The organism is Mycobacterium ulcerans subsp. shinshuense (assembly GCF_002355775.1).
GTDB lineage: Bacteria > Actinomycetota > Actinomycetes > Mycobacteriales > Mycobacteriaceae > Mycobacterium > Mycobacterium marinum.
In genome coordinates this window covers 4,006,068-4,027,667 of sequence record NZ_AP017624.1, presented here as the reverse complement: position 1 = coordinate 4,027,667, position 21,600 = coordinate 4,006,068, and the positions used below count along the sequence as shown (strand labels likewise).

The window sequence follows — 21,600 nt, the reverse complement described above, 5'->3', positions numbered from 1 at the left end:
CACCCCGTAGCTGTGACGGGCGTCCTATCCGGCCCGGCCGGATAGCGGTTCAGGCTCCTGGCCAGGCGTTGTGGGGCGATACGACGCCGCCGCCCGGACGTACCGGTAGAGCAGCGCGATCATGAGGGCAAAGACAAACAGACCCAACAGCTCGGCCCAATGCGTGAATCCGTCGCCCAGGATGGCCAGGGGGTCCTCCGTGCCAGTCCCCACGACGATGCCGGCGAAGGCCACGCCGAAAAGACTTTCGCCCACGATCAGGCCGGTGGCGAGCATGACGCCCATGCGTCTCTTGCTTTCATCCTCATCACCGGATCGCTGCGCCCACGAGTCATAGATCCGGCCGAGCACCGCGCCGACCGGGATAACCAGCGTCAGCGAGATCGGCAGGTACATGCCCATACCCACCGCGAGCGGGGGGAGCCGAAGTGTCGCGGTGGTCCTGGTCAGTACTTCATCGACCACGACCACCACGATGCCGATCAGCGCGCCCAATCCCACCAGCGACCAGTTCAGCGATCCGCCGAAGACCCCCTTCGCCAGTGCCGAGATCAGTGCCGCCTGCGGAGCGGCCAGCGCATTTCCGGTAGCGCCGGGGGCTCCTTGAAAGCCGAACGCGCTTTGCATCAACTGCAAAACAGGAGCTATCACCGCCGCGCCGATCGTTACCCCGATCACCAGGGCCACCTGCTGCTTCCAGGGGGTCGCTCCCACCAGCTGACCGGTCTTGAGGTTTTGCAGATTGTCGTTGGAAATGGTCGCCACACCAAAAATCACCGCGGCGGTAAAGACGGCGTACGCCACCAAAGCTGGGGTCTGGGCATCGCTGGCCGGACCATAGGTCCACTTGATCAGCAGCGCGGCCAGCAGCACCACCAGGATGCCGACCCCGGCGATCGGACTGTTCGACGAGCCGATCAGGCCGGCCATATACCCACACACCGATGCGACCACCAGACCGATGGTCACGATCAGCAGCAAGCTGACGGCGATGATGCTGCCGGCCCGCCCAGCGATCGGCGTGTGGTCGGTGAAGTCGCCGAGCAGCAACCCAATCGGGATCAGCGAGACCAGCACCACCAGCCCGACCAGCTGGATCGGGATGTCGCGCTCGTGCAGGTCGACGGCCTCGCCCCGGCGACGGGTGCGCGCGGAGACCGCGGCCTCGGCGATACCGGCCATGATGGGGCCGGCGATTTTCAGGAACGTCCAAACCGCCGCCACCGCAATGGCTCCCGCCCCGATGAAACGCACGTCCGACGAGAAGGTCCTGGAGACGAAATCGGCCAACGCCCCATCCTGGGGCAGCTGACCGGCGGTGCGCATCGGCAGCAGCACACCGTAGCTGATGAGCACACCCACAATCATCGCGATACCGACGCCCAGCCTGACGAGATGGCCCACGCCGACCAGCGCCAGCGACAGGCTCGCACCCGCCATCGTCGCGCCCGAACCCAACCGGAAGGTCACCGCCAGCGAGTTGCTGATCACCTTGAGCGCGGCCAACAGCGAGTATCCGGCCGCGGTCACCGCGCCCAGCGCGATGACCGAAAGTCCCCTCCGGTTTTCCTCCGCCCCCCGTGCCGATGCGCCGATCTTCAAAACCTCTGCCCCCGCGACGCCTTCGGGGTAGTGCAGATCGGAACCGGTGACCAGCGCGCGGCGCAGTGGGATCGAGTACATGACACCCAGCAGGCCACCGAATCCGCATACGGCCACCGTCGTCCAGTACGGGAACCCGCTCCACCAGCCGATCATGATCAGTGCCGGTAGCACGAAGATGATCGCCGACAGGGTGCCTGCGGCCGACGCGATGGTTTGCACGATGTTGTTTTCCACGATCGAGTGGTTCGCGAAAAACCTCAGGACTCCCATCGAGATCACCGCGGCCGGGATGGAAGTGGCAAACGTCAGCCCGACCTTGAGGCCGAGATAGACATTCGCCGCGGTGAACACCAGCGTGATCAGCCCACCCAGGATGATCCCGCGGGTGGTGATCTCGCGTGTACTGCCCAGTGCACCAGACATGGGGCTAGACCATATCCGCTAGTGCCGCCATCCGCAGCAATCCCCACCTGGCCCCGGCGGGCCGACCACGGCAGGTGCCGCGCGCGGGGGGCTAGCTGGTGTCGCCCATCACCACACCTTCGCGGCGCGGGTCGGCGCCACCGGTCCACCCCGACTTGCTGCGGGTGATCGCCGATAGCCCGCTGGACTGGTCAGCCAGGTTGACCTGATGGCCCAGCGCGCGCAGGCCTTCCATCAGCGGATCGTGGGCGCCGTTGTCGGCGGTGTTGATGTCGGGGTGCTCGCCGCCGACATTGGTTCGTGGCGTGTTTGCCGCGCCGAAATCGACCGCTGACACCGCCTGCTGCGGATCCAGCCCCCAATCGAGCATCGCCACAAGTGTTTTCACAACGAACTGGACGATCGTTGACCCGCCGGGGGAGCCCACCACCGCATACAGCGAGCTGTGTTCTGCTGGTGCGCCATCGAAGACGAAGGTGGGTGCCATCGAACTTCGCGGCCGCTTCCCGGGCTGGATGCGGTTGGCCACCGGTGCACCATCGGAGTCGTATGGCTGCGCGCTGAAATCGCTGAGCTGGTTGTTGAGCAGGAAACCGTCGACCATGTGAAAGGAACCGAACGCCGATTCCACCGTTGTGGTCAAAGCGGCCGCGTTTCCGTATGAGTCAACGACGCTGACGTGGCTGGTGCCGTGTTCGGGAACCGGCGCGGCGATGGTGGTCGGCAAGCCGAAGTCGCCGGGCTTGGCGGTTCCCATGCTGTGCTGGGGCGAGATCAGCGCCGCGCGCCCGGCCAGATACGCGGGGTCGACCAGGGTGCTCAGCGACCCACCGGGCGGTGGGACGAAATCCGCGTCGGCCACGTATTTATCGCGGTCGGCGTACGCCAGCCGCTCGGCCTCGGCGACCAGGTGCACGCCCATCACACTCGGGCGACCACCGTTGGGGTCGAGATTGTCGGGCCGGTACTCACTCATGGGGAAGTGCTCGAGGATTCCCAAAGTGGCGGCCACCGCGACGCCACCCGATGACGGCGTCGGCATCCCACAGATCTGCCGGCCACGGTAGGTCGTGCACAGCGGTTCGCGCTTCTTGGCGGGATAGGCGGACAGATCTTCAAGGGTGATCAGGCTGGGCGTGCGGCCACCGGAGGTGTCGCCGGCGGCGGCCACGATGTAGTGAGCAATATCGCCGGTATAGAAGACGCTCGCGCCGGCCGATGCGATCTCGGACAACGCCTTTGCGTAGGCGGGATTGGTCAGCCGGGTGCCAACGGCCTTGGGGGTGCCGTCGGGGGTGAGGAAATACCCGCGCGCTTGTGGGTCGGCGCCCAATTGCGGCGCCGAGTCGGAGATGGCCGCGGCCATCCGCGGGCTGATGTCGAAACCATTGTCGGCCAATGCCACCGCGGGACTGAAGAGGTCACGCCACGGTGTGGTGCCGTGCTCGTTGTGCACCATCTCGAGCATTCGCAGGATGCCCGGCACTCCGATCGATCGTCCTGAGGCACGCGGATCGGGCCTGGGCGCGCTGTGGTCGGCATCGCTGATCCAGCGCATGTAGTTCTCGGTGGCCGCCGCCGGGGCGACCTCGCGGCCGTCATAGGCCTGCACCGACCGCGTTCTGGCGTCGTAGTACAGCAGCACCCCGCCGCCGCCGATGCCCGAGGACTGGGGTTCGACCAGGCCCAGCACCGCCTGGGCCGCCACCACAGCGTCGGCGGCGGTGCCACCGTCGCGCAGCACTCGGCAGGCGGCCTGAGTGGCCAGTGGATTGGCGGCCGACACCGAATAGTGCGCGGTATGCACCGGGGTCATGTCCGTGCGATAGCCGGTGGCGATCTCCGGGTTGGTCGCCACGTTTCTCGATGACGGGGCCGCGGCGGCGACCGAGGTTTTCGGCGCCGGGGTGCCGTTGGGCACGATCTCGCACGGGCCCGCCGAGTTCGGCGCCCCCACGTGGGTAGTGCCACATCCGGCCAGCGCAAGGGCCGCTACGGCCAGCACTGCACCACAACGCTTGACAAAAGTCATAGAACGAAACTCCGTTACGCCGCGACGCGACCAGCGGTTGCCTGCGCGAAGCGATCTAGTACTGTCTCGGCCACCAAACGGTGCGCACCCAGGGGTGCGGCCATGGCGAGCCCAGTATCGGCCGCAAAGCGCTGCACCCGGTCCGGCAGTCTGCCATGGGCCAAGAACCACGGTGCAACGACCACCCGGTGGGCATCGCGCCGACGCAGCCGGCTGACGGCTTCGGCCAGGGCGGCCGGCGGGTGGGTGGCGAACGCGGTCGCTACCGCGGCCCAGCGGGTTCCCTCGGCCAGTTTCGGCCCGACCTGGGCGGTATGGGAGTTGACCGCGGCGTTTGACGAGCCGATCGCCACGACGAGTACGCCGAGGCCGTCGTCGAATCGGGAAACTCCCAACGCCGTCACGCGTTGCCGCAGCACCGACACCAGCCGGTCGTCGGTTCTGAGCACGTTGGCCTGGCGCACCCGCAAACTCTCCCGGCAGCTTGCGATTTGCGCGGGAATGTCGATGCCCGCGTGGTACCCGTTGGCCAGCAGTAGGGGTGTGACCACAGCATCACCGGAACATCCGTTGAGCACCTCGACCAGGCCTGGCGAGTTCAGCTCGCAAAACGCCAACCGCACATCGAGATCGGGCCGCATGCGCGCGACTCGGGCCGCCACCGCTCGTGCGTTCGCCGAAGACCGGGGATCCCTGCTGCCGTGCGCCGTGAGTACCAGCGCCGTCACGAAGCGTGCAACCCGCATTCGGTCTTGGCCAGCCCCTGCCAGCGCCCGCTGCGCGGGTCGGCGCCGGCGGCCGGCTTGACCGTGCACGGGGCACAGCCGATCGACGGATAGCCCTCGTCGACAAGCGGATTGACCAGAACATTGTTGGCCACGATGTAGTCCTGGACTTCGTCATCAGACCAGGCCGCCAGCGGGTTGATCTTCACCAGCTTGAAGGCCTCATCGAAGCTGATCACGGGTGCATTGGCTCGCGTTGGTGCCTCGACCCGGCGCAGTCCGGTCACCCAGGCGGAAAAGTTGCTCAGGGCCTGACGCAACGGGACCACCTTGCGCAGCCGGCAGCACTCGCCGGGATCGCGGGCGAACAGGTCTTGGCCCAGCAGCTTGTCCTGCTCGGCAACGGTGTGCTCGGGAGTGATGGTGAGCACCTGGACGTCGTAGACGGATTCGACCGCATCGCGGGAACCGATGGTTTCCGCGAAGTGGTATCCCGTGTCCAGAAACAGCACCGGTACGCCCGGGCGGACCTTGGACGCCAGGTCGATCAACACGGCGTCCTGCATGTTGGAGGCCACCACGTAGTTAGCCGTCTGGACACCAGCGACACCGGCGGCACGATTGGCACCGCCGAAGGTCTCATCGGTCCACTGCAGCAGTTCGGTGGCACTGGCCCCTTCGAGTTCGGCCGCACCGCGTGCCGCCAGCTCGCGCAGCTCGGCTTCTGTCAGGTTGCTTGTTTCGATCATCGCAGGTCGTCCTCCTCGGCCCGAATTGCCCACTGAGCAAAGCGTTCACCGGCGGCGCGGTTCTTGACGAAGTTGCGCACCACCCGATCGATGTAGTCACCCAGCTCGTCGCTGGTGACCTTGTGTTGACGCAGTTTGCGGCCGAAGCCACTGTCCAGGCCCAGGCTGCCGCCCAGATGTACCTGGAAACCCTCGACCTGGCCGCCGGCGCCATCGTCGACCATCTGGCCCTTGAACCCGATGTCAGCGACTTGAATTCGTGCACAGGAGTTCGGGCATCCGTTGATGTTGACGGTGACCGGGACATCAAACGTGGAGTTGAGATCGTCCAGCCGCTCTTCGAGTTCGGGCACCAAAGACTGTGCCCGGACCCGGGTTTCGGCGAACGATAGCTTGCAGAACTCAATGCCAGTGCAGGCCATGAGATTCCGGCGCCAATGCGATGGCTGCGCGCGCAGACCCAGCGCCTGCAGGCCGGCGATGGTCTCATCGAGCTTGTCGTCGGGAATGTCGAGGATGACCAACTTCTGGTAGGGCGTGAACCGGATCCGGTCCGACCCGGCCCGCTCGGCCAGCTCAGCCACCGCCGTCAAGATGGTGCCCGATACCCGACCGGCGATAGGGGAAACCCCCACCGCGTTGTGCCCGTTCTTGAGCCGTTGCACGCCGACGTGGTCGATCGGATGCTTGGCGGGTTCGGGGGCAGGACCGTCGATCAACGGCCGCTTGAGGTACTCGGTTTCGAGAACTTCCCGGAATTTCTCGATGCCCCAGTCCTTGATCAGGAACTTCAGCCGCGCCTTGGACCGTAGGCGCCGGTAGCCGTAGTCGCGGAATACCGAGGTGACCGCTGCCCACACTTCGGGCACTTCTTCCAGCGGCACCCAGGCCCCGACCCGTTTGGCAAGCATCGGGTTGGTGGAAAGACCGCCGCCTACCCACAGATCCAGTCCCGGCCCGTGCTCGGGGTGGTTGACGCCGATGAACGCGACATCGTTGACCTCGTGCACAACGTCCTGCAGGCCCGAGATCGCGGTCTTGTACTTACGTGGCAGGTCGGCGAAGTCAGGCTTGCCGATGTAGCGGCGCACGATTTCGTCGATCGCCCAAGTCGGGTCCAGCACCTCGTCGAGTGACTCGCCGGCCAGTGGCGAGCCCAGCACGACGCGGGGGCAGTCCCCGCACGCCTCGGTGGTGTGCAGCCCGACTTCGTCGAGCCGCCGCCAGATCTCGGGTACTTTCTCGACCTCGATCCAGTGGTACTGCAGGTTCTCCCGGTCGGAGATGTCGGCGGTGTCTCTGGCGAATTCGGTAGAAATGGCGCCCAAAGTACGCAATGCGGCCGTCGAAAGGGCACCGCCGTCGCAGCGCACCCGCAGCATGAAGTATTTGGCTTCGAGTTTGTCGATGTTCTCGTCGCCCGTCCAGGAACCGTCGTAGCCCTGTTCGCGCTGGGTGTAAAGACCCCACCAGCGGAAGAGCCCCCGCAGATCACTCTTGTCGATGCTGTCGAATCCGGCCTTGGCGTAGATGTTCTCGATGCGTTCGCGCACATCGAGTGGGTTGCCCGCCTTCTTGAGTTCCTCGTTGGCGTTGAGCGGCTCGCGATTTCCCAGCGCCCACTGGCCCTCATTGCGGGGCTTGGCGGGACGTGCCGTGGTCATTGGGTCTGTTCTCCTTCGCGAGAAATGCCAACCTGGGAGCGCACAAAACCATCGAGTCTGACGGGGTGCGCAGATCCGATGGCCAGCTAAAGGTATAAAGGGGCCGGGTCTACGACATCAAGGAAGACAGCAACAGCTGCAGACACGCTTGAGGTCGATGTGCCGACGCATAACCAGCGCGATGTGCGGGTTCGAATTGGCGGGCACCGTGACATTCTGCCACGGACCGCGGTCGTCGCGCGAACAGGGCTGATTTTGTCTCACAGTGACCAAAACTACCGAGCGAGACTGGGGGCTTGGATAGACGAAGCCGCGAAGCGGCTGAGAACATCCAGGCCCCGCGGCAGACGGGCCCGCTTCCCGGGGTGGGGGGCCCCTCGTTGACCGCCGGCGTGCACACTGGCGTCCGGGTCTCGGCCGGCGTGCGAAGATTTGGCATGACTGTTCGCGAGGCACCGGTCGACCTGCCCGCCCTGTTGCCCAGCCCCGGACGGCCGTTTGGGCTGTACCTGCATGTCCCGTTCTGCGTGACTCGCTGCGGGTATTGCGACTTCAACACCTATACACCGGCTGAGCTGGGCGGCGTCAACCCCGACGCGTGGCTGCTGGCGCTACGCAGCGAACTGGAGCTGGCCGCGGCACGGCTGAACGCGCCGACAGTGAACACGGTGTTTGTCGGCGGTGGGACACCCTCGCTGCTGGGCGGTCAGCGCCTGACGACGCTGCTGGACATGGTGCGCGACCATTTTGTGCTCGCGCCCGACGTCGAGATCACCACCGAGGCCAATCCCGAGTCCACCTGGCCGGAATTCTTCGACGCCATCCGCTCGGCCGGCTACACGCGGGTATCGCTGGGCATGCAGTCGGTAGCGCCCCGTGTGCTCGCCACCTTGGACCGGGTGCATTCGCCCGGCCGGGCTTCGGCGGCGGCGCGCGAGGCCTTTGCCGCGGGTTTCGAACACGTCAACCTCGATCTGATCTACGGAACCCCCGGGGAGACCGACGACGACCTGCTGCGCTCGGTAGACGCCGCTATCGAAGCCGGTGTCGACCACGTTTCGGCCTACGCCCTGGTCGTTGAGGGCGGAACCGCGATGGCGCGGCGAGTGCGGCAAGGCGAGTTGCCCCCCGTCGACAACGACGTGCTGGCACATCGTTACGAATTGGCCGACGCGCGGCTGACCGCGGCCGGGTTGGCGTGGTACGAGGTGTCCAACTGGGCCCGGCCGGGCGGTGAATGCCGGCACAACCTCGGCTACTGGAATGGGGGTCAATGGTGGGGTGCGGGCCCCGGCGCACACGGGTACGTCGGCGCGACCCGCTGGTGGAATGTCAAGCACCCCAACACTTATGCGGAGATACTGGCGGGTTCTTCGCTGCCGGTGGCCGGCCTCGAGCGGCTCGAAGAGGACGCCTTGCACACCGAAGAGGTGATGCTGGGGCTACGGCTGCGGCAAGGGTTGCCGCTGGCGCATCTCGATGCCGGCGAGCGTGAGCGAGCTCAGGCCGCGGTGGCCGACGGGCTGCTGACCGCCGAGGGCGACAGCGTGGTGCTCACCGATCGGGGACGGCTGCTGGCCGACGCCGTGGTGCGCACGCTGCTCGGGTAGCTTCGGGCGGCTCAGCCCGTGGTGTGAAACCAGATCCCGACCATGCGGGCGATCTCGATGTAGAGCGGGATCCCGATCGTCACGTTGTAGGAGAAGGTCAAACCCAGCGATGCGGCCAGCGGCAGCGTCGGGCTTGCTTCGGGTATCGCCAGTCGCTGCACGGCCGGCACCGCGATGTAGGACGCCGCACCGCACAACACCGCGAACAACACGTAGGTGCCCGGCTTGAAGTCGCTGTTGGTGAGGTAGGCGTAGCTGTGCGCCACGATGATGCCGATGGTGGCAAAAAGGTTTGGGGCCAGTAGGCCGAAGAAGATGAACCCGCGCCCGGCCGTCTTGAGGTCCTTCAACTTGCGCGACGCTGTCATGCCCATCTCGAGCAGGAACAGGGCCAGCACACCCTGGAACGCGGTAACGAAGAAGGTGTCGTCGTCGTGGACGACCTTCTCGCCTTGCAGGCCACTGATCAGGCCGATGATGATGCCCCCGAGCAGCAGAGCCAGCCCGGGGTTGAGGAAGACCTCCTGGAAGAGCTCCCGGGAGAACAGCGACGGCCGGCCGCTGCCCTTGGCGGGTTCGTCCTGGTCCGTGTGCTCCCGCTTTTCCAGCGAAAACTCCAGCTCCTGCTCGATTTCGCGGTCATGTGTGCTTTCCAGGCTCTCGCCGCGCGCGGGCCGTGCGGCGGTACCCGGTCCGACCGAGACCTTGGCCGGGGGCGTGTAGCCCGGTTCGTCGGGCATGTATCCGGCCTCGTCCATCCCGCGGTGCCGCAGCCGCGCCACCAGATACAGGGCCACCAGGCAGCCGGGGATCTCCATGACGGCCAACATGACCGGCATGTAGGCGTTGAAGGCGATGCCCACGCTGGTGAGGACGGCCACGCAGGTGGCAAAGGTCCCCGCCGAGTCCGACCCGTAATAGCCGGCGACGGTAGCTCGGTCGACTCGCCGCATTCGGCTCATCCGGCTCAGCAGCAGGTAGGCCAGACCGCCGATCAGGAAATTCAGGACGAAGCCCACACCCATGAAGCCGACGATGCTGCCGATGCTGGACGGTTTGATCTTGGCGAGTTCCTCACCGCCGTGCCAGCCGATCGCCAGCAGCAGGTACATGGTGAGGCCCTGATAGATCACATACGGGAACTCGAACCGCACCTTCAGGATCGGAATCAAAAACCCGAAATAGAAAAACAACAAGAGCGGTTTGAACAGGTTATGGGTGAAGTTCTCCCAGAACTCGTGCAGCATTGACGCCTCCCATCGTGCCGCGATCCAGGAAGCACCCACCGCCAGCGGAGCAACCGGGAACACACCCCAGACAACGCTGAGAATTTAGCGAGGCGGCTGCCAAATCGCCACTTGGTACGCCTATTAAAGTAGCTGGATTTGGGCCGTTTTGGCCGACACGGCAGTGGCCGAAACAGCCATGTAACAGTCGGCGATGGCAATTGTGCTGGCAACGTGCCGTAAAAGTCAGCTGGCCGCCAGTTTAGTGTGAGTTATCTGGCAATCCACTGTGAGACGGGCGTTGCGGCGTTCAACGCGCCGAAGAAACCAGCGACGGCCTGACGCCGATGTCGCGCTTTCGGTACGTCACCGACCGCCAGGCGTATGGCGAGTAGTGAGTCGTCGTTTCCTCGAAGCCGTCGACTTTGCAGACCGTCAAAACGCCGGTGTCGTGGTTGATGGTGAGCTCATCGCATTCGCCGGTGACTTCTTCTCCGTCGGCAAGCCGGATTACGAACATGTGCTGGTCCTCCTTGATGCTTGCGGCAGGCGGTCTTGGGCGGGGGTGGGTGAGCGCCGGCGGGCATCTCTGCGACTGGCTAGCTGGCTAGACAGTGATGGTAAGAGAACTGCCCGCTCAGCAGCATCTCACGGTGTGTCGATCAGGTAAATGGTTGGCGATCTGTGGTCGTTGTGCAAGCCAGAGGTCGGCGAGGCGAGCGTGATGGGCTGGTGGCGGCGGGTGAGCTGGCGTGGCTCGGGGTTGAGGTGGGATGCGTTGGCGCCACCGGCCGGGGGTCCGGCGCGCATGGGTCCCGCCATTGATTCCCGCTGAGTCTTGGCCGGTAGCCGCGTCTTACGGGAGCGGATAGCGCGAATTTACGTAGGTTAGGCTACAGTTACCTACTGTGGTGGAGGTCAGTGTCGAAGCGAGTGCTGTCAGTACCGCTGAACCGTCGATCCCGATGCCGGCCGATATCGATCCGGCCGACCTTGCGGCCGAGTTGGCCGTCGTGCTGTGCGACGCGGTGAGACCCGAAGGTACCCAATACCTGCTCTACGAGCGTGACGGCCAGTGGGTCCTGGCGTCGGGTGTGCAGGCGATGGTGGAGTTGGACAGCGACGAGGTCCGGGTCATCCGCGACGGTGTGACTCAGCGCCAGCAGTGGTCGGGGCGACCTGGGGAGGTCCTGGGCGAGGCCATCGACAGATTGTTGTTGGAGACCGATCAGGTCTTCGGCTGGGTGGCTTTCGAATTCGGGCTGTACCGCTACGGTCTGCAGGCGCGCCTGGCCCCGGGCACCCCGCTGGCTCGGGTCTTCTGGCCGCGCACCCGCATCGTGGTGACCCGCGATGACGTAAGCCTGTTCGGCGCGGAGCCGCACGAGCGCGAGGCGGTGCTGCGGCTGCTGCGCGACGGGCTGCCCACGGTGCCGCGATCTCGAACCATCGATCTGAGCGCCGATCCGTCGGGCTATCGCGACCGCGTGGCGGTAGCGGTTCGTGAGATCGCGTCCGGCGCGTACCACAAGGTAATCCTGTCCCGTTGCGTAGAGGTGCCGTTCCGGCTCGATTTTCCGTCGACGTATCGGCGGGGCCGTGAGCGCAACACACCCGTACGGTCATTCTTGCTGCGGCTTGGTGGAATTCGCGCCCTCGGCTTTAGCCCGGAACTCGTCACCGCGGTTTCGCCCAGCGGTGTGGTGGTCACCGAGCCGTTGGCCGGCACGCGCGCGCTGGGCCGGGGTGCCGCCCATGATCGGCTGGCCCGTGGGGACCTGGAGAGCAATGCCAAAGAGATTGTCGAGCATGCTATTTCGGTGCGCACGTCGTTGCACGAGATCACCGAGGTGGCCGAGCCCGGAACCGCAGCGGTGATCGATTTCATGTCGGTGCGCGAGCGCGGTAGCGTGCAGCACCTCGGTTCGACGATCAGCGCCCGCCTGGATGCGGCCAGCGATCGGATGAATGCGTTGGAGGCGCTTTTTCCCGCCGTGACGGCATCGGGCATCCCCAAGGCCGACGGTGTCGACGCGATCTTGCGTCTCGACGAAGGTCCGCGCGGACTGTATTCGGGGGCGGTCGTCATGTTGTCGGCCGATGGTGGGCTCGATGCCGCCCTGACACTGCGCGCCGCCTACGAGCGTGACGGGCGCACCTGGTTGCGGGCGGGTGCCGGCATCATCGAGGCATCCCAGCCCGAGCGCGAATTCGAGGAGACCTGCGAGAAGCTCTCCACGTTGGCGCCGTATCTGGTTGAGCGTCAGTAGCCTTCGAGGCTTTCGCAACGCCGGCGGTAAGTGCCGCCGCGCGCTCACACTGCGGTAGGGCACGAGGACGTCTGCCGTACGCCGGGTGAGTGGACGCCGTTGACCAAACGGTGATCAATCGCACACCGTGCGCAAGGACTTTCGGCCCTAGCCGAGTAGGCATCTGGCCAGCCAGGCTTCCCTTTCAGCGGCAGCAACACATGTCGAGAAAGCGGGGTCGGTGCGCCGTGTATGCACCCAGGCCGTGGTCGGTGCGGGAGTTCCCTGATGTGACCGCGCTTTCCAGTGCGTCGGTGTCGGCTGCTCATGGTGAGCAGGTGGCGCGCGCGGTGGGTCAAATTCTGGTGCACCGCGAGATCGTCGGAGGGGCCCGGGTGCGTCTCAAGACGGGAGCTTGTGGCCGTGGCCCGATGGTGGTGCAGGTGAACCTGCGGGTGGGGGGAACTTCCGGCTCGGGTGCTTGCCGTTACGCCCGGCATCGATGATCTGACGCCGGCATTGTTCAGGCTGGACCGTCATATCGTGCGGATGTATGACCAGTGGCGTCCCCGGCCCTGGCCCGATCTGACGCGTCGTCGGCTGTTCGTGCGGCCTGATGCGGCCATCGCGCGTCGCAAGCCGGTCTCGCTGCAGTGCTCGACGCCCCTGGCGGCGGTGGCCGTGATGGATGCGATGGACTACGACGCGCACGTGTTCACCGACGCAGAAACGGGCGAGGACGCGGTGGTCTACCGGGCCGGCCCCTCGGGGCTGCGGCTGGCTCGGCAGCGGCACGTATATCCGCCGGGATGGGCTTGGTCGCCGAGCAATTCGGCGCCGCCGGTACCCCTGATCGTGAATTCTCGCCCGACGCTGGCCCTCACCGAGGAGGAGGCCCTGCGCCGCGCCCGCGAACACGGGCTTCAGCTGCTGTTTTTCACCGACTCGGCTACTGGCCGCGGCCAGTAGCTCTATCCCCGCTACGACGGCGATCTCGGATTGGTCGGTCCCGCCCGGCGCGCCTGACTTGAATGTAACCGCGGTTTACAGATATATTGCCTGTAACTGGACGGAACACATAGCTGGGAGACCAACGTGTCCAAGGAAATGACCAACCTGCAGCTACTCCACGAGCTTCAGCCCGTGGTGGAGAATCTGCTCAACCGGCACATCTCGATGTTCAAAGAATGGAATCCGCACGACTACGTTCCCTGGTCCGATGGCAAGAACTACTACGCCCTCGACGGCCAGGATTGGGAGCCCGGGCAGAGCCAGCTCACCGACGTCGCTCAAGTGGCGATGGTGCAGAATCTGTTGACCGAGGACAACTTACCGTCGTATCACCGCGAGATCGCGATGAACTTCAGCATGGACGGTCCATGGGGGCAGTGGGTCAACCGGTGGACCGCCGAGGAGAACCGACACAGCACCGCGCTGCGTGACTATCTGGTGGTGACACGTGCTGTCGACCCCGTAGAGCTGGAGAAGCTGCGCCTGGAGCAAATGACAAGAGGCTTCAGCCCGGGCCAGAACCAACAGGGTGATCTGTTTGCGGAAAGTGTGTTCGACTCGGTCCTGTACGTGTCGTTTCAGGAGTTGGCCACCCGCGTCTCGCACCGCAACACCGGTAAAGCCAGCAACGACCCGATCGCCGAGCAGTTGATGGCCAGGGTGTCGCACGACGAGAACTTGCACATGATCTTCTACCGTGACGTCAGCGCGGCCGGGCTGGACATCGCACCGAACCAGGCGATGAAGTCTGTGCACCGGATATTGCGCAACTTCAAGATGCCCGGGTTCACCGTCCCGGAGTTCCGTCGCAAGGCCGTGATCATCGCCGTCGGCGGCATCTACGACCCGCGGATCCACCTCAACGAGGTGGTGATGCCGGTGCTGAAGAAGTGGCGGATTTTCGAGCGGGAGGACTTCACCGGCGAGGCCGCGTGGATGCGCGACGATCTCGGTGTGCTGATCAAGGAGCTCGAACAAGCCGGCGACAAGTTCGACGAGTCCAAGCAGCGCTACCTCGAGCGCGAGGAGCGCAGGGCAGAGAAGATCACCGCCAGTCGGGTGCTCAAAACCGAAGGGACGCTTACCCTCAGCAGAATGTGATCACCGAGCCGGTTGGCCCGGCATCGGTGGCTCACGGTGCCTGCTGGCGCCGCAGGGCGGGTTGGGCCTCCGAGGATTGCTCGATGTAGTCCGAGAGTAGGGGGCTGACCAGTGACTCGATGGTTGATTCGATCGAGGACGCCAGCGCCGCGGTGATCGATGCGACGGCTTGGGTCCGGAACCGGATCAGCATGGTGATCAGCTCGGCGATCTCGGCGTCACCGGGCAGCGGCTCGCCCGGCTTGATCCGATCCACAACATGCTCGGCGCCGGCTCGCACCAGCAGGTCGCTGATCTCGTCGACCTTGGGAAGGATCTGCTCGTGCAGGTCGATGAGTTTGTCCATGCTGATGCCATAGCCCCGTACCTCGTTGAATGCGTCAATGAGTTTGGGGCGGGCAATGATCGCCTGGGTGCCGTCGATGCGGATCAGTCGCAGCGCCACCAGCCGTTCGAATGCCAGTGGATCGTCGACGCGCCGCTGAGTCTGGGCAAGTGGCATGGCTTGCGGTTTCTCGGTGGTCCAGCTGCCGACGATGGCCGCCTCCAAGCCCAGGACGTCGCCGAGGTTTCTGCCTTCCTCCCAGGCGCTAAGCATCTCTCGAACATGTGCGATGTTGTACCCCCGGTCGAGCATGGACGTGATGAGCCGAAGCCGGGTCAGATGGGTGTCGTTGAACAACGCGATTCGGCCGACCCGCAGCGGCGGGGGCAGCAGGCCGCGGTCTCGGTACACCCGGATGTTGCGGGTGGTGGTGCCGGCCAGTCTGGCCAGTTCGTCGATCCGGTATTCACCTGAGGCCGCGCCACCATTGGGGTGCCGGACGGCCGCATCGAAAAGTTGTGTCACAGCGGCTTCGATGAACTCGCCAAGCTCCCGCGATTGGCGCCGGACACGTTTCGGCGCGCGCCGCACGTTGTGAAGCACGCTGGCTATGGTGCCGGGGTCGGGTCGCGCCGATCGGTCGTTGGTCATGTCATCGTTGGGGATCATGCCGTCGAGGTCACCAGGCTGCCGGCGTCTTGGGCGACCGCATGGTAGTGGCCGTAGCGGAAATCCCGCATTTGGCAAAGGTACTCGGTGGCAAACCCGGGAAACATCGACCCGTTGAACCCCTCTTTGGTGAGATACCAACTGCGGCAACCCGACATCCACGTCGTCTTGGCAAGCCGACGCTGGATTCGCTCGTTGTAGCGGCGCTGGACGTCTGCACGCACATCGAGATAGCGCAGGCGTTCGTCGAGGATCGTGGTGATGGCGCGCACCGCGTAGTCGAGTTGGCCTTCGATGTACACCAGCAACGAATTGTGCCCGGGCCCGGAGTTCGGTCCGGTCATGAAGAACAGATTGGGATATCCGTGTGCGTTGATGCTCTTGTAAGCCTGTGCGCCGTGGGCCCATTCATCGGCCAGCGACCGGCCGCCGATGCCGGTGACCGGGAAGGGAGGTCCCGTCAGATGGACGTCGTAGCCGGTCGCGAACACGATGCAGTCCAGGTGATGCTCTAGACCATCGCTGGTCCGGATGCCAACCGGGCTCAGCGTCGCGATCGGCCAGTCGATGAGTTTGCAGTTCGGGCGTTGCAGCGCGGGATAGTAGTCGCTGGAAACCAGCATGCGCTTGCAGCCCGGGCGGAAGTCCGGCGTCAGTTGGCGGCGTAACCACCGGTCTTTGACCTGACCGCGAAGATGGGCCTGGCCCAGTAACGCCACCAGCGACGTCAGCGGAGTGTTCCACACCAACGCGCCCGCGGTGGCCTCGTGGCCCCAGAACAGGGCTTGCCGCGCGAGTTGTTGAGCAGCGGGGACTTTGGTGAACAAGGCCTGCACGGCGGGTGGCGTGGCGACGTCGAGCCGTGGCAAGACCCAACAGGGGGTGCGCTGGAAGACCTTGACGAAGCCGGCCTGATTCACCAGTTCCGGGACGATTTGCACGGCGCTGGCTCCGGTGCCGACAACGGCGACTCGCTTGCCGCTGAAGTCGTAGTCGTGGTCCCAGCGCGCGCTGTGGATCTTGTGACCTTCATAGCGATCCAGGCCCCGGATGTCGGGGAAGCTGACATCGGAGAGCGGACCGGAAGCCAGGATGACGGTCCGGGCCCGAAACCTTTCGCCCGCCTGCGTTGTCGCGGTCCAGATGCCGGTGTCTTGGTTGAATGTGAGGTCAGTGACTCGTTGGCCGAACCGGATGCGATCACCGATACCGAACCGGTTCACCATGGCCTCGATGTGCCGGTAGATCTCCGCGGCGGGGGAGTAGGTGCGTGACCACTTGGGGTTGCGGACGAACGAGAACGAGTACAGCAGTGAGGGTATGTCGCAGCTGGCGCCCGGATAGGTGGTGTCGCGCCAGGTTCCGCCGACCCGGTCGCCGCGCTCCAGAATCACCACCTCATCGGGGTTGCTCAAACCGGCCTCGGCGAGTCGGATTGCCGCACCCAGTGCGGTGAGGCCCGCTCCCACAATCAGCGTCGCGTAGGCGTGATCGGGCGCCATGGTCACGCCGCTGGCCGATAGGTGAGTTCTTTGAACCAGCTGGGTATCGGCTTCAACAAGGGCTTGGGGTAGTAGTCCGACAGCCACACCATGGAGTTGGCCAGTAGGTGATAGGGGTGGCTCGGGTTGACCACCATGGCGGCATGCGCTTGAGGACGCGGTACGCCGGAACCCGTGGTGTTTTCGCGCTGCGCTCGCCGAGTTGCCTGAAGCGCTTGACCGCGTTGTACAACCGCTCCGGTTCCATGCCCATGCCGGCCATCTCATTGCGCACCCGGTTGAGCAGCGGTATGTACATGAGTGCGCCGATGATCAGTCCCGGCGAGGCGATATTGCCGACGAACTCGATCGCCAGCCGGCGCGCCGTGGCGTGCCCGATCATGTCGAGCACCTCGAAATCCACGGCGATGTGCCGGGATTCGTCGTTGTTGATCTTCTCGAACACCTGGTGGCACACCGGATCTTCGACGCTATCGAGGAGGAACTTCAACAGCGCCCCGTCGAGCGCCACTTCGAGCATCGGAATCACGGCGCCCAGCACGGACAGCGGCATGCCATCCGAGTAGGTGTCCAGCCATTCGATAGCCAACCGGATGTTGACGTTGGGTTTGGGAAGTTCGCCCTCGTCGAGCATGCCCCAGCGCTTCATCAGGGCTAGCTCGGCGTTGGCGTGGCGCTGTTCTTCGGCGTGAAAATACCGGTAGATTTCCGCGATTGTCGGGTTGGGGGCTTTCTTGGCCAGCGCGGCGAAGCCGCGCGCCCCGATGTTCTCGATCCAGCACAGGTCTGCCATGAATGCCTTGAGCTTGGGCCGGAATTCGGGCCGAATGGTATCGGCGCCCGGTGCTTCCCAGTCGATGTCGGCGAGCGCCCACTGACGATCCTTGATCTTGGCGAGCATAGCTTCCATGTCGATCGTCACCAGAAGCTCCTTCCGCTGGTGAAACGGGCTCTTAGCGCATCGTCGCCCGCAAAATCAGACCGGCCGCCCTGGTGTATGTGCCGGGCGCCATCCGCTTGATGTTCCACCCGATCTTGGCGTCCAGCTGGGGCATGCAGTACAGATCGCCGCGGTCGTTGGCGTCCAGACAGATGCGTGCCACCTTGTCGGGCGAAAATCCGGTCCAGCGAATGAGTTTGGTGACGACCTCGCTGGACTGCTCGCTGATCCGACCGGACTCGACGATGTTGGTCTTGACGAAGGTCGGGCACAGCACGGTGACATTGATGCCGGTGCCGGATAGCTCGGCGGCCAGGGTTTCCGATAGTGAGAGCACCCCAGCCTTGCTGACGTTATAGGCGGCCATGCCCGGAGCCGCGCCGAATGCGGCGGCCGAGGCGACGTTGATGATGCCCCGCGGGCCGACCGCCCGTCCGGCCTCCCGCAGGATGGGGGTGAAAACATGGCAGCCATGGATCGGGCCCCAGAGATTGATGCCCAGGGTCCATAACCAATCATCAAGGGGGATTTCGCCGATACCCGCGCCGCCAGCACCGACGCCGGCGTTGTTGATCACCAATGTCGGCGGTCCATCGAACCAGGCTTGTGAGCGTTCGGCCAGCGCCGTCACGTCTTCGATGCGTGAGACGTCGCAGCCGATCGAGATGGCTCTGGCGCCCGCCTCGGTCAGCGCTGCGACCGTGTTCTGGGCGGCCACTTCGTCGATGTCGCTGCAAACTACCGCGCTACCGCGGCGACCGAGTTCGAGCGCGAATGCGGCGCCGATTCCGCTGCCCGCTCCGGTGACCACCGCCAGGGCATCGTGGCTGGTCTTTCGGGACTTGCCCAGCAGCTTGTCCAAGGGACCCAACATGTCAGACCGCCTCGGCAGTAGCGTTGTCCTGCAATGAGCCTGCGATGAACGCGGAGGCGTAGGCCATGGCGTTGGCGGCCTCCGGAGTCATCCGCGGCAGTGCCTGGAATACGTGCATCTGATCGGGCCAGACCTGCAGTTCGCAGCGGCCACCGGCAGTGCGAATGTCGGCGGCCAGCTGACGCGCATCCGCCTCCAGCATCTCGGCCGCGCCGGCCTGGATCAGCGTGCTGGGAAGTGGCGATCCGCCCGCGACGTCGAGGCTGAGGCGGTGATGGGTGGGATCGATCCCGGCGTGGTAGAGGCCGACCACGCGCGCCTCGGTGGCCGCGCGGACGGCGGGATCGGGCTTCGTCCGTTCGCATGCGGCCGAGAGCCCGAAGGTCAGGTCGATCAGCGGTGAGAACAGCACCAGTGAGGCCGGCGGCCGGGCGGCGACGTCGGGCTGCAAGAGCAAATCAACCGATAGGTGACCGCCCGCCGAATCGGCCACCACGACCATGCGTTCCGGCGACAAGCCGCATGCGCCCGGCAGCCAGTCCCACCCGGCCCGCACGTCGTCGGCGGCGGTGGGGAAGCGGTGTCGTGGCGCCAATCGGTAGTCGACGCTGAACACCGGCAGCCCGGTGAGTGAGGACAGCCAAGCCGTCAGGCGCCGGTGCGTCCGGGGTGAACACATGGTGTAGCCGCTGCCGTGCACGAAATAGATTGCGCCGCTGCGATTCGGTGCGGGCCCGGTCGGCAGGTGCGGCCCGTGGACCCATTCGCCGACGACCCGGCGCCCGTCTGGCAGAACAGAGTTCACCGGTTTCACGTGGGTGCCCGACAATGATGGGCCGAGCGTGCCCATCAGCCGCGCGATGACCTGGCGCGTCATCCAGATTCCCCAGGCGCGCTCCGGCGGTATTGCCGCGGTGATGGGCGGCATCATTATCGAGCTCACCGCTACCGCGGTGCGGGACCGCAATGACCCGCGGACCGGAACGACGTTCATCATAAAATGCAGTCAATACCAAATGGTGACATTAGTCAATGCCACTTTTTGTCGGTCGGCTATGTCGGCTCGGCGGACCCGCATGGCGGCGTGGCGGACGTGATTGCCCTGCTCAGGTCGCCGTGGTTGTCAGGATCTGGCTCGCGATCGCCTTCTTGTCGATCTTTCCCACCGGTGTGGTCGGCAGCGACGGCATCGCGACCAGCCGATCGATGCGGATATGTGCGGCCACGCCACGCTGCTCGAGATAGTCATTGAGTCCCGACAAGGTCTGCGGCGTCTGCGGTGGCCCCGCGAAAACAATTGCAGCGCAGATCAGCTCGCCCATATCCGGGTCCGGCAGTGGCACCGCCGCGGCCGAGCGGATCGCCGGGTGGCTGAGCAACTGTTCTTCGAGGTCCTGGGCCGAGATGGTCTCACCGCAGCGGCAGATGACGTCTTTGACGCGCCCGGTGACCTGCAGGTAGCCGTCGTCGCGGAGTCGGACCAAGTCGCCGCTGCGATAGAAGCCGGCTGGATCGAAGCAGCGCTCGTTGTCTCGGTCGGCGCAGAAGTAGCCGTTGATGGTGTAGGGACCGCGCACCAGTAGCTCGCCCTCTGCGCCGGGAGCCACCGGCGCGCCCGCGCCGTCGACAATGCGCAATTCGTCAGCGGAGCACAGGGGCCGGCCCTGGGTGTGCTCGAGGAGGTCCGGCGGATCTTCGAGGCGGGTGAAGTTCAGCAGTCCTTCGGCCATCCCGAAGACCTGTTGCAGCCCCGGGGTCAATGCCTCTCGTGCCTGGCGAGCATCCTCGGGCTCCAATCTGGAGCCACCAACTTGCAATAGCCGCAAAGACTTCGGGGTTACCGGCTCCCAATCACAGGCCTGGGTCCACAGTTTGGCCAGCGTGGGTACCAGCGCCGTGACGGTGACGCCGTGGCGCTCGATCAAGGTGAAGGCGGCCTCCGGGCTGGGGTCGGTGCTGAAAACGATGGTGGCGCCGACGGCCATCGAGCCGAGTATGCCCGGACATGCCAACGGGAAGTTGTGCGCCGCCGGCAGCGACACGAGGTACACGTCGTCAGCGGTCAGCCGGCACAACTGCGCACTCGCGGTGGCGTTGTAGACGTAGTCGTCGTGTGTTCGGGGGATCAGTTTCGGAGTGCCGGTGGTGCCACCTGAGACGAGTAACAAGGCGGGCGATGTGGTGTCGACATCGATGTCGGGTGTGGCGCCTTCGGACAGCGACGACCACGGCAGAAAGGGCCCGGACTCGCCGTCGATGATGACGTGGCGCAAATGGGGGTGAGCGGCGACCAACCGCTCGGCCATCGACCGGTAGTCGAAGCCGCCGGCGTGCTGCGCGACGATCAAACCCACCGCACCGCTGACCTCGGCGAAGTGGTGCAGTTCTGCCAGCCGGTGTCCGGGCAGGCACATCACCGGGATGGCTCCGGCGCGCAACAGGCCGAACAAGGCGACCGCGAACCGGCACGAATTGGGTAACTGCAGCAGCACCCGGTCGCCCGGTGCGATGCCCAGCGAAACGAAGCCCGCGGCGGCTCGATCGGCCAGTTTGTCCAGTTCGCAGAACGTATGGCTGGCGCCGGCGTCGACCACACCCACTCGGTCAGGCCAGCGTGTGGCCGCTTGCCGCAACAGCGAGCCGATGCTGCGGCCGGTCCAATAACCGGCGGCGCGGTAGCTGGCCACTCGTTCGGGTGGGTACGGAATGAACCCGGCCACCGGCCCCGGTCGAGGCGGCTGGGCGGATGTAACAGGCACTCGGCGACTCCCCTTGGGGCGTGCGTTTCCCACCCCTCGGACCATAGGGTAGCGTACTCGAAGTTAGGACAGCCTGGGCTAAGGATGGGAGGTGGCTGGTGGGCGGCGCCACCCTCGCCGGGATGCTGGCGAACTG

Annotated in this window: 18 protein-coding genes and 1 pseudogene; 5 read left to right on the top strand and 14 right to left on the bottom strand. The window is 65.2% G+C overall.

Annotated features, from left to right (window positions below; all coding sequences use genetic code 11):
- Positions 1 to 24 precede the first annotated feature (24 nt).
- From SHTP_RS18045 to SHTP_RS30465, 6 genes are all read right to left on the bottom strand, one after another.
- Positions 25 to 2,028, bottom strand: coding sequence for an OPT family oligopeptide transporter (locus SHTP_RS18045; RefSeq protein WP_096371340.1), 2,004 nt, complete (start codon positions 2,026 to 2,028; stop codon positions 25 to 27).
- A 91-nt stretch (positions 2,029 to 2,119) separates the two neighbouring features.
- Positions 2,120 to 4,060: a gamma-glutamyltransferase gene (ggt, locus tag SHTP_RS18040; RefSeq protein ID WP_096371339.1), complete on the bottom strand. Its 1,941-nt coding sequence runs from the start codon at positions 4,058 to 4,060 to the stop codon at positions 2,120 to 2,122.
- Positions 4,061 to 4,074: 14 nt separating this feature from the next.
- On the bottom strand, positions 4,075 to 4,806 hold the full coding sequence (locus SHTP_RS18035; RefSeq protein WP_096371338.1) for a sirohydrochlorin chelatase: 732 nt from the start codon (positions 4,804 to 4,806) through the stop codon (positions 4,075 to 4,077).
- Entirely contained in the window at positions 4,785 to 5,534 is a 750-nt protein-coding gene (locus SHTP_RS18030; protein ID WP_015356498.1) for a phosphoadenylyl-sulfate reductase, read from the bottom strand. Before SHTP_RS18030 ends, SHTP_RS18035 begins: the two co-directional genes overlap by 22 nt.
- Positions 5,531 to 7,198 carry a nitrite/sulfite reductase gene (locus tag SHTP_RS18025; protein ID WP_096371337.1) on the bottom strand — a complete coding sequence of 556 codons (1,668 nt, stop codon included), beginning with the start codon at positions 7,196 to 7,198 and terminating at the stop codon, positions 5,531 to 5,533. The genes SHTP_RS18030 and SHTP_RS18025 overlap by 4 nt, the downstream gene beginning before the upstream one ends.
- A 117-nt stretch (positions 7,199 to 7,315) precedes the next feature.
- Positions 7,316 to 7,369 carry an Ms4527A family Cys-rich leader peptide gene (locus SHTP_RS30465; RefSeq protein ID WP_350356019.1) on the bottom strand — a complete coding sequence of 18 codons (54 nt, stop codon included), beginning with the start codon at positions 7,367 to 7,369 and terminating at the stop codon, positions 7,316 to 7,318.
- A 266-nt stretch (positions 7,370 to 7,635) separates the two neighbouring features.
- Between SHTP_RS30465 and hemW the strand changes: the two genes are divergently transcribed.
- Positions 7,636 to 8,808: a radical SAM family heme chaperone HemW gene (gene hemW, locus SHTP_RS18015; protein WP_096371336.1), complete on the top strand. Its 1,173-nt coding sequence runs from the start codon at positions 7,636 to 7,638 to the stop codon at positions 8,806 to 8,808.
- 11 nt (positions 8,809 to 8,819) lie between these two features.
- Here hemW and SHTP_RS18010 read toward each other — a convergent pair whose 3' ends face one another.
- Positions 8,820 to 10,055: a sodium-dependent bicarbonate transport family permease gene (locus tag SHTP_RS18010; protein WP_020725947.1), complete on the bottom strand. Its 1,236-nt coding sequence runs from the start codon at positions 10,053 to 10,055 to the stop codon at positions 8,820 to 8,822.
- A gap of 289 nt (positions 10,056 to 10,344) precedes the next feature.
- A complete protein-coding gene (locus SHTP_RS18005) occupies positions 10,345 to 10,554 on the bottom strand; it encodes a hypothetical protein (protein ID WP_012395320.1) in 210 nt (69 codons plus the stop codon).
- 388 nt (positions 10,555 to 10,942) lie between these two features.
- Between SHTP_RS18005 and SHTP_RS18000 the strand changes: the two genes are divergently transcribed.
- The 3 genes from SHTP_RS18000 (at position 10,943) to SHTP_RS17990 (ending at position 14,395) form a co-directional block, all read left to right on the top strand.
- Positions 10,943 to 12,304 (top strand): salicylate synthase, encoded by a 1,362-nt coding sequence (locus tag SHTP_RS18000; RefSeq protein WP_096371335.1) that lies wholly within the window; start codon positions 10,943 to 10,945, stop codon positions 12,302 to 12,304.
- A gap of 456 nt (positions 12,305 to 12,760) precedes the next feature.
- Positions 12,761 to 13,252 (top strand): sigma 54 modulation/S30EA ribosomal C-terminal domain-containing protein, encoded by a 492-nt coding sequence (locus tag SHTP_RS17995; protein WP_276527055.1) that lies wholly within the window; start codon positions 12,761 to 12,763, stop codon positions 13,250 to 13,252.
- 138 nt (positions 13,253 to 13,390) lie between these two features.
- Positions 13,391 to 14,395, top strand: coding sequence for an acyl-ACP desaturase (locus SHTP_RS17990; protein ID WP_420866672.1), 1,005 nt, complete (start codon positions 13,391 to 13,393; stop codon positions 14,393 to 14,395).
- 31 nt (positions 14,396 to 14,426) lie between these two features.
- On the opposite strand, the gene SHTP_RS17985 is transcribed toward SHTP_RS17990, so the two are convergent.
- The 5 genes and pseudogenes from SHTP_RS17985 to SHTP_RS17965 all read right to left on the bottom strand — a co-directional run bounded on the left by SHTP_RS17985 (position 14,427) and on the right by SHTP_RS17965 (position 19,636).
- Positions 14,427 to 15,389: a MerR family transcriptional regulator gene (locus tag SHTP_RS17985; RefSeq protein ID WP_096371333.1), complete on the bottom strand. Its 963-nt coding sequence runs from the start codon at positions 15,387 to 15,389 to the stop codon at positions 14,427 to 14,429.
- Positions 15,386 to 16,897, bottom strand: a complete 1,512-nt coding sequence (locus SHTP_RS17980; protein ID WP_096371332.1) for a flavin-containing monooxygenase — start codon at positions 16,895 to 16,897, stop codon at positions 15,386 to 15,388. Before SHTP_RS17980 ends, SHTP_RS17985 begins: the two co-directional genes overlap by 4 nt.
- Positions 16,894 to 17,813 (bottom strand): annotated as a pseudogene (locus tag SHTP_RS17975) (ferritin-like domain-containing protein). Before SHTP_RS17975 ends, SHTP_RS17980 begins: the two are co-directional and overlap by 4 nt.
- Before the next feature lie 31 nt (positions 17,814 to 17,844).
- On the bottom strand, positions 17,845 to 18,705 hold the full coding sequence (locus tag SHTP_RS17970) for an SDR family NAD(P)-dependent oxidoreductase (protein WP_011741381.1): 861 nt from the start codon (positions 18,703 to 18,705) through the stop codon (positions 17,845 to 17,847).
- Position 18,706: 1 nt separating this feature from the next.
- Positions 18,707 to 19,636, bottom strand: a complete 930-nt coding sequence (locus SHTP_RS17965; protein ID WP_231991799.1) for an alpha/beta hydrolase — start codon at positions 19,634 to 19,636, stop codon at positions 18,707 to 18,709.
- Here SHTP_RS17965 and SHTP_RS29180 point away from each other — a divergent pair.
- Complete coding sequence (locus SHTP_RS29180) at positions 19,566 to 19,802, top strand: hypothetical protein (RefSeq protein WP_231991817.1); 237 nt, start codon at positions 19,566 to 19,568, stop codon at positions 19,800 to 19,802. The genes SHTP_RS17965 and SHTP_RS29180 overlap by 71 nt on opposite strands.
- A gap of 9 nt (positions 19,803 to 19,811) precedes the next feature.
- Here the strand turns inward: SHTP_RS29180 and SHTP_RS17960 are convergent, their stop codons facing one another.
- On the bottom strand, positions 19,812 to 21,425 hold the full coding sequence (locus tag SHTP_RS17960; protein WP_231991497.1) for a (2,3-dihydroxybenzoyl)adenylate synthase: 1,614 nt from the start codon (positions 21,423 to 21,425) through the stop codon (positions 19,812 to 19,814).
- Between the last annotated feature and the right edge of the window lie 175 nt (positions 21,426 to 21,600).

Bases quoted from the DNA above. Each gene is read 5' to 3' on its own strand.
- SHTP_RS18045 (WP_096371340.1), bottom strand. From the start codon at position 2,028: ATGTCTGGTGCACTGGGCAGTACACGCGAGATCACCACCCGCGGGATC.
- SHTP_RS17965 (WP_231991799.1), bottom strand. From the start codon at position 19,636: ATGATGCCGCCCATCACCGCGGCAATACCGCCGGAGCGCGCCTGGGGA.
- SHTP_RS29180 (WP_231991817.1), top strand. From the start codon at position 19,566: ATGACCTGGCGCGTCATCCAGATTCCCCAGGCGCGCTCCGGCGGTATT.
- SHTP_RS18005 (WP_012395320.1), bottom strand. From the start codon at position 10,554: ATGTTCGTAATCCGGCTTGCCGACGGAGAAGAAGTCACCGGCGAATGC.
- SHTP_RS17990 (WP_420866672.1), top strand. From the start codon at position 13,391: ATGACCAACCTGCAGCTACTCCACGAGCTTCAGCCCGTGGTGGAGAAT.
- SHTP_RS18035 (WP_096371338.1), bottom strand. From the start codon at position 4,806: ATGCGGGTTGCACGCTTCGTGACGGCGCTGGTACTCACGGCGCACGGC.
- SHTP_RS18025 (WP_096371337.1), bottom strand. From the start codon at position 7,198: ATGACCACGGCACGTCCCGCCAAGCCCCGCAATGAGGGCCAGTGGGCG.
- SHTP_RS17970 (WP_011741381.1), bottom strand. From the start codon at position 18,705: ATGTTGGGTCCCTTGGACAAGCTGCTGGGCAAGTCCCGAAAGACCAGC.
- SHTP_RS18010 (WP_020725947.1), bottom strand. From the start codon at position 10,055: ATGCTGCACGAGTTCTGGGAGAACTTCACCCATAACCTGTTCAAACCG.
- SHTP_RS17985 (WP_096371333.1), bottom strand. From the start codon at position 15,389: ATGATCCCCAACGATGACATGACCAACGACCGATCGGCGCGACCCGAC.
- hemW (WP_096371336.1), top strand. From the start codon at position 7,636: ATGACTGTTCGCGAGGCACCGGTCGACCTGCCCGCCCTGTTGCCCAGC.
- ggt (WP_096371339.1), bottom strand. From the start codon at position 4,060: ATGACTTTTGTCAAGCGTTGTGGTGCAGTGCTGGCCGTAGCGGCCCTT.
- SHTP_RS18030 (WP_015356498.1), bottom strand. From the start codon at position 5,534: ATGATCGAAACAAGCAACCTGACAGAAGCCGAGCTGCGCGAGCTGGCG.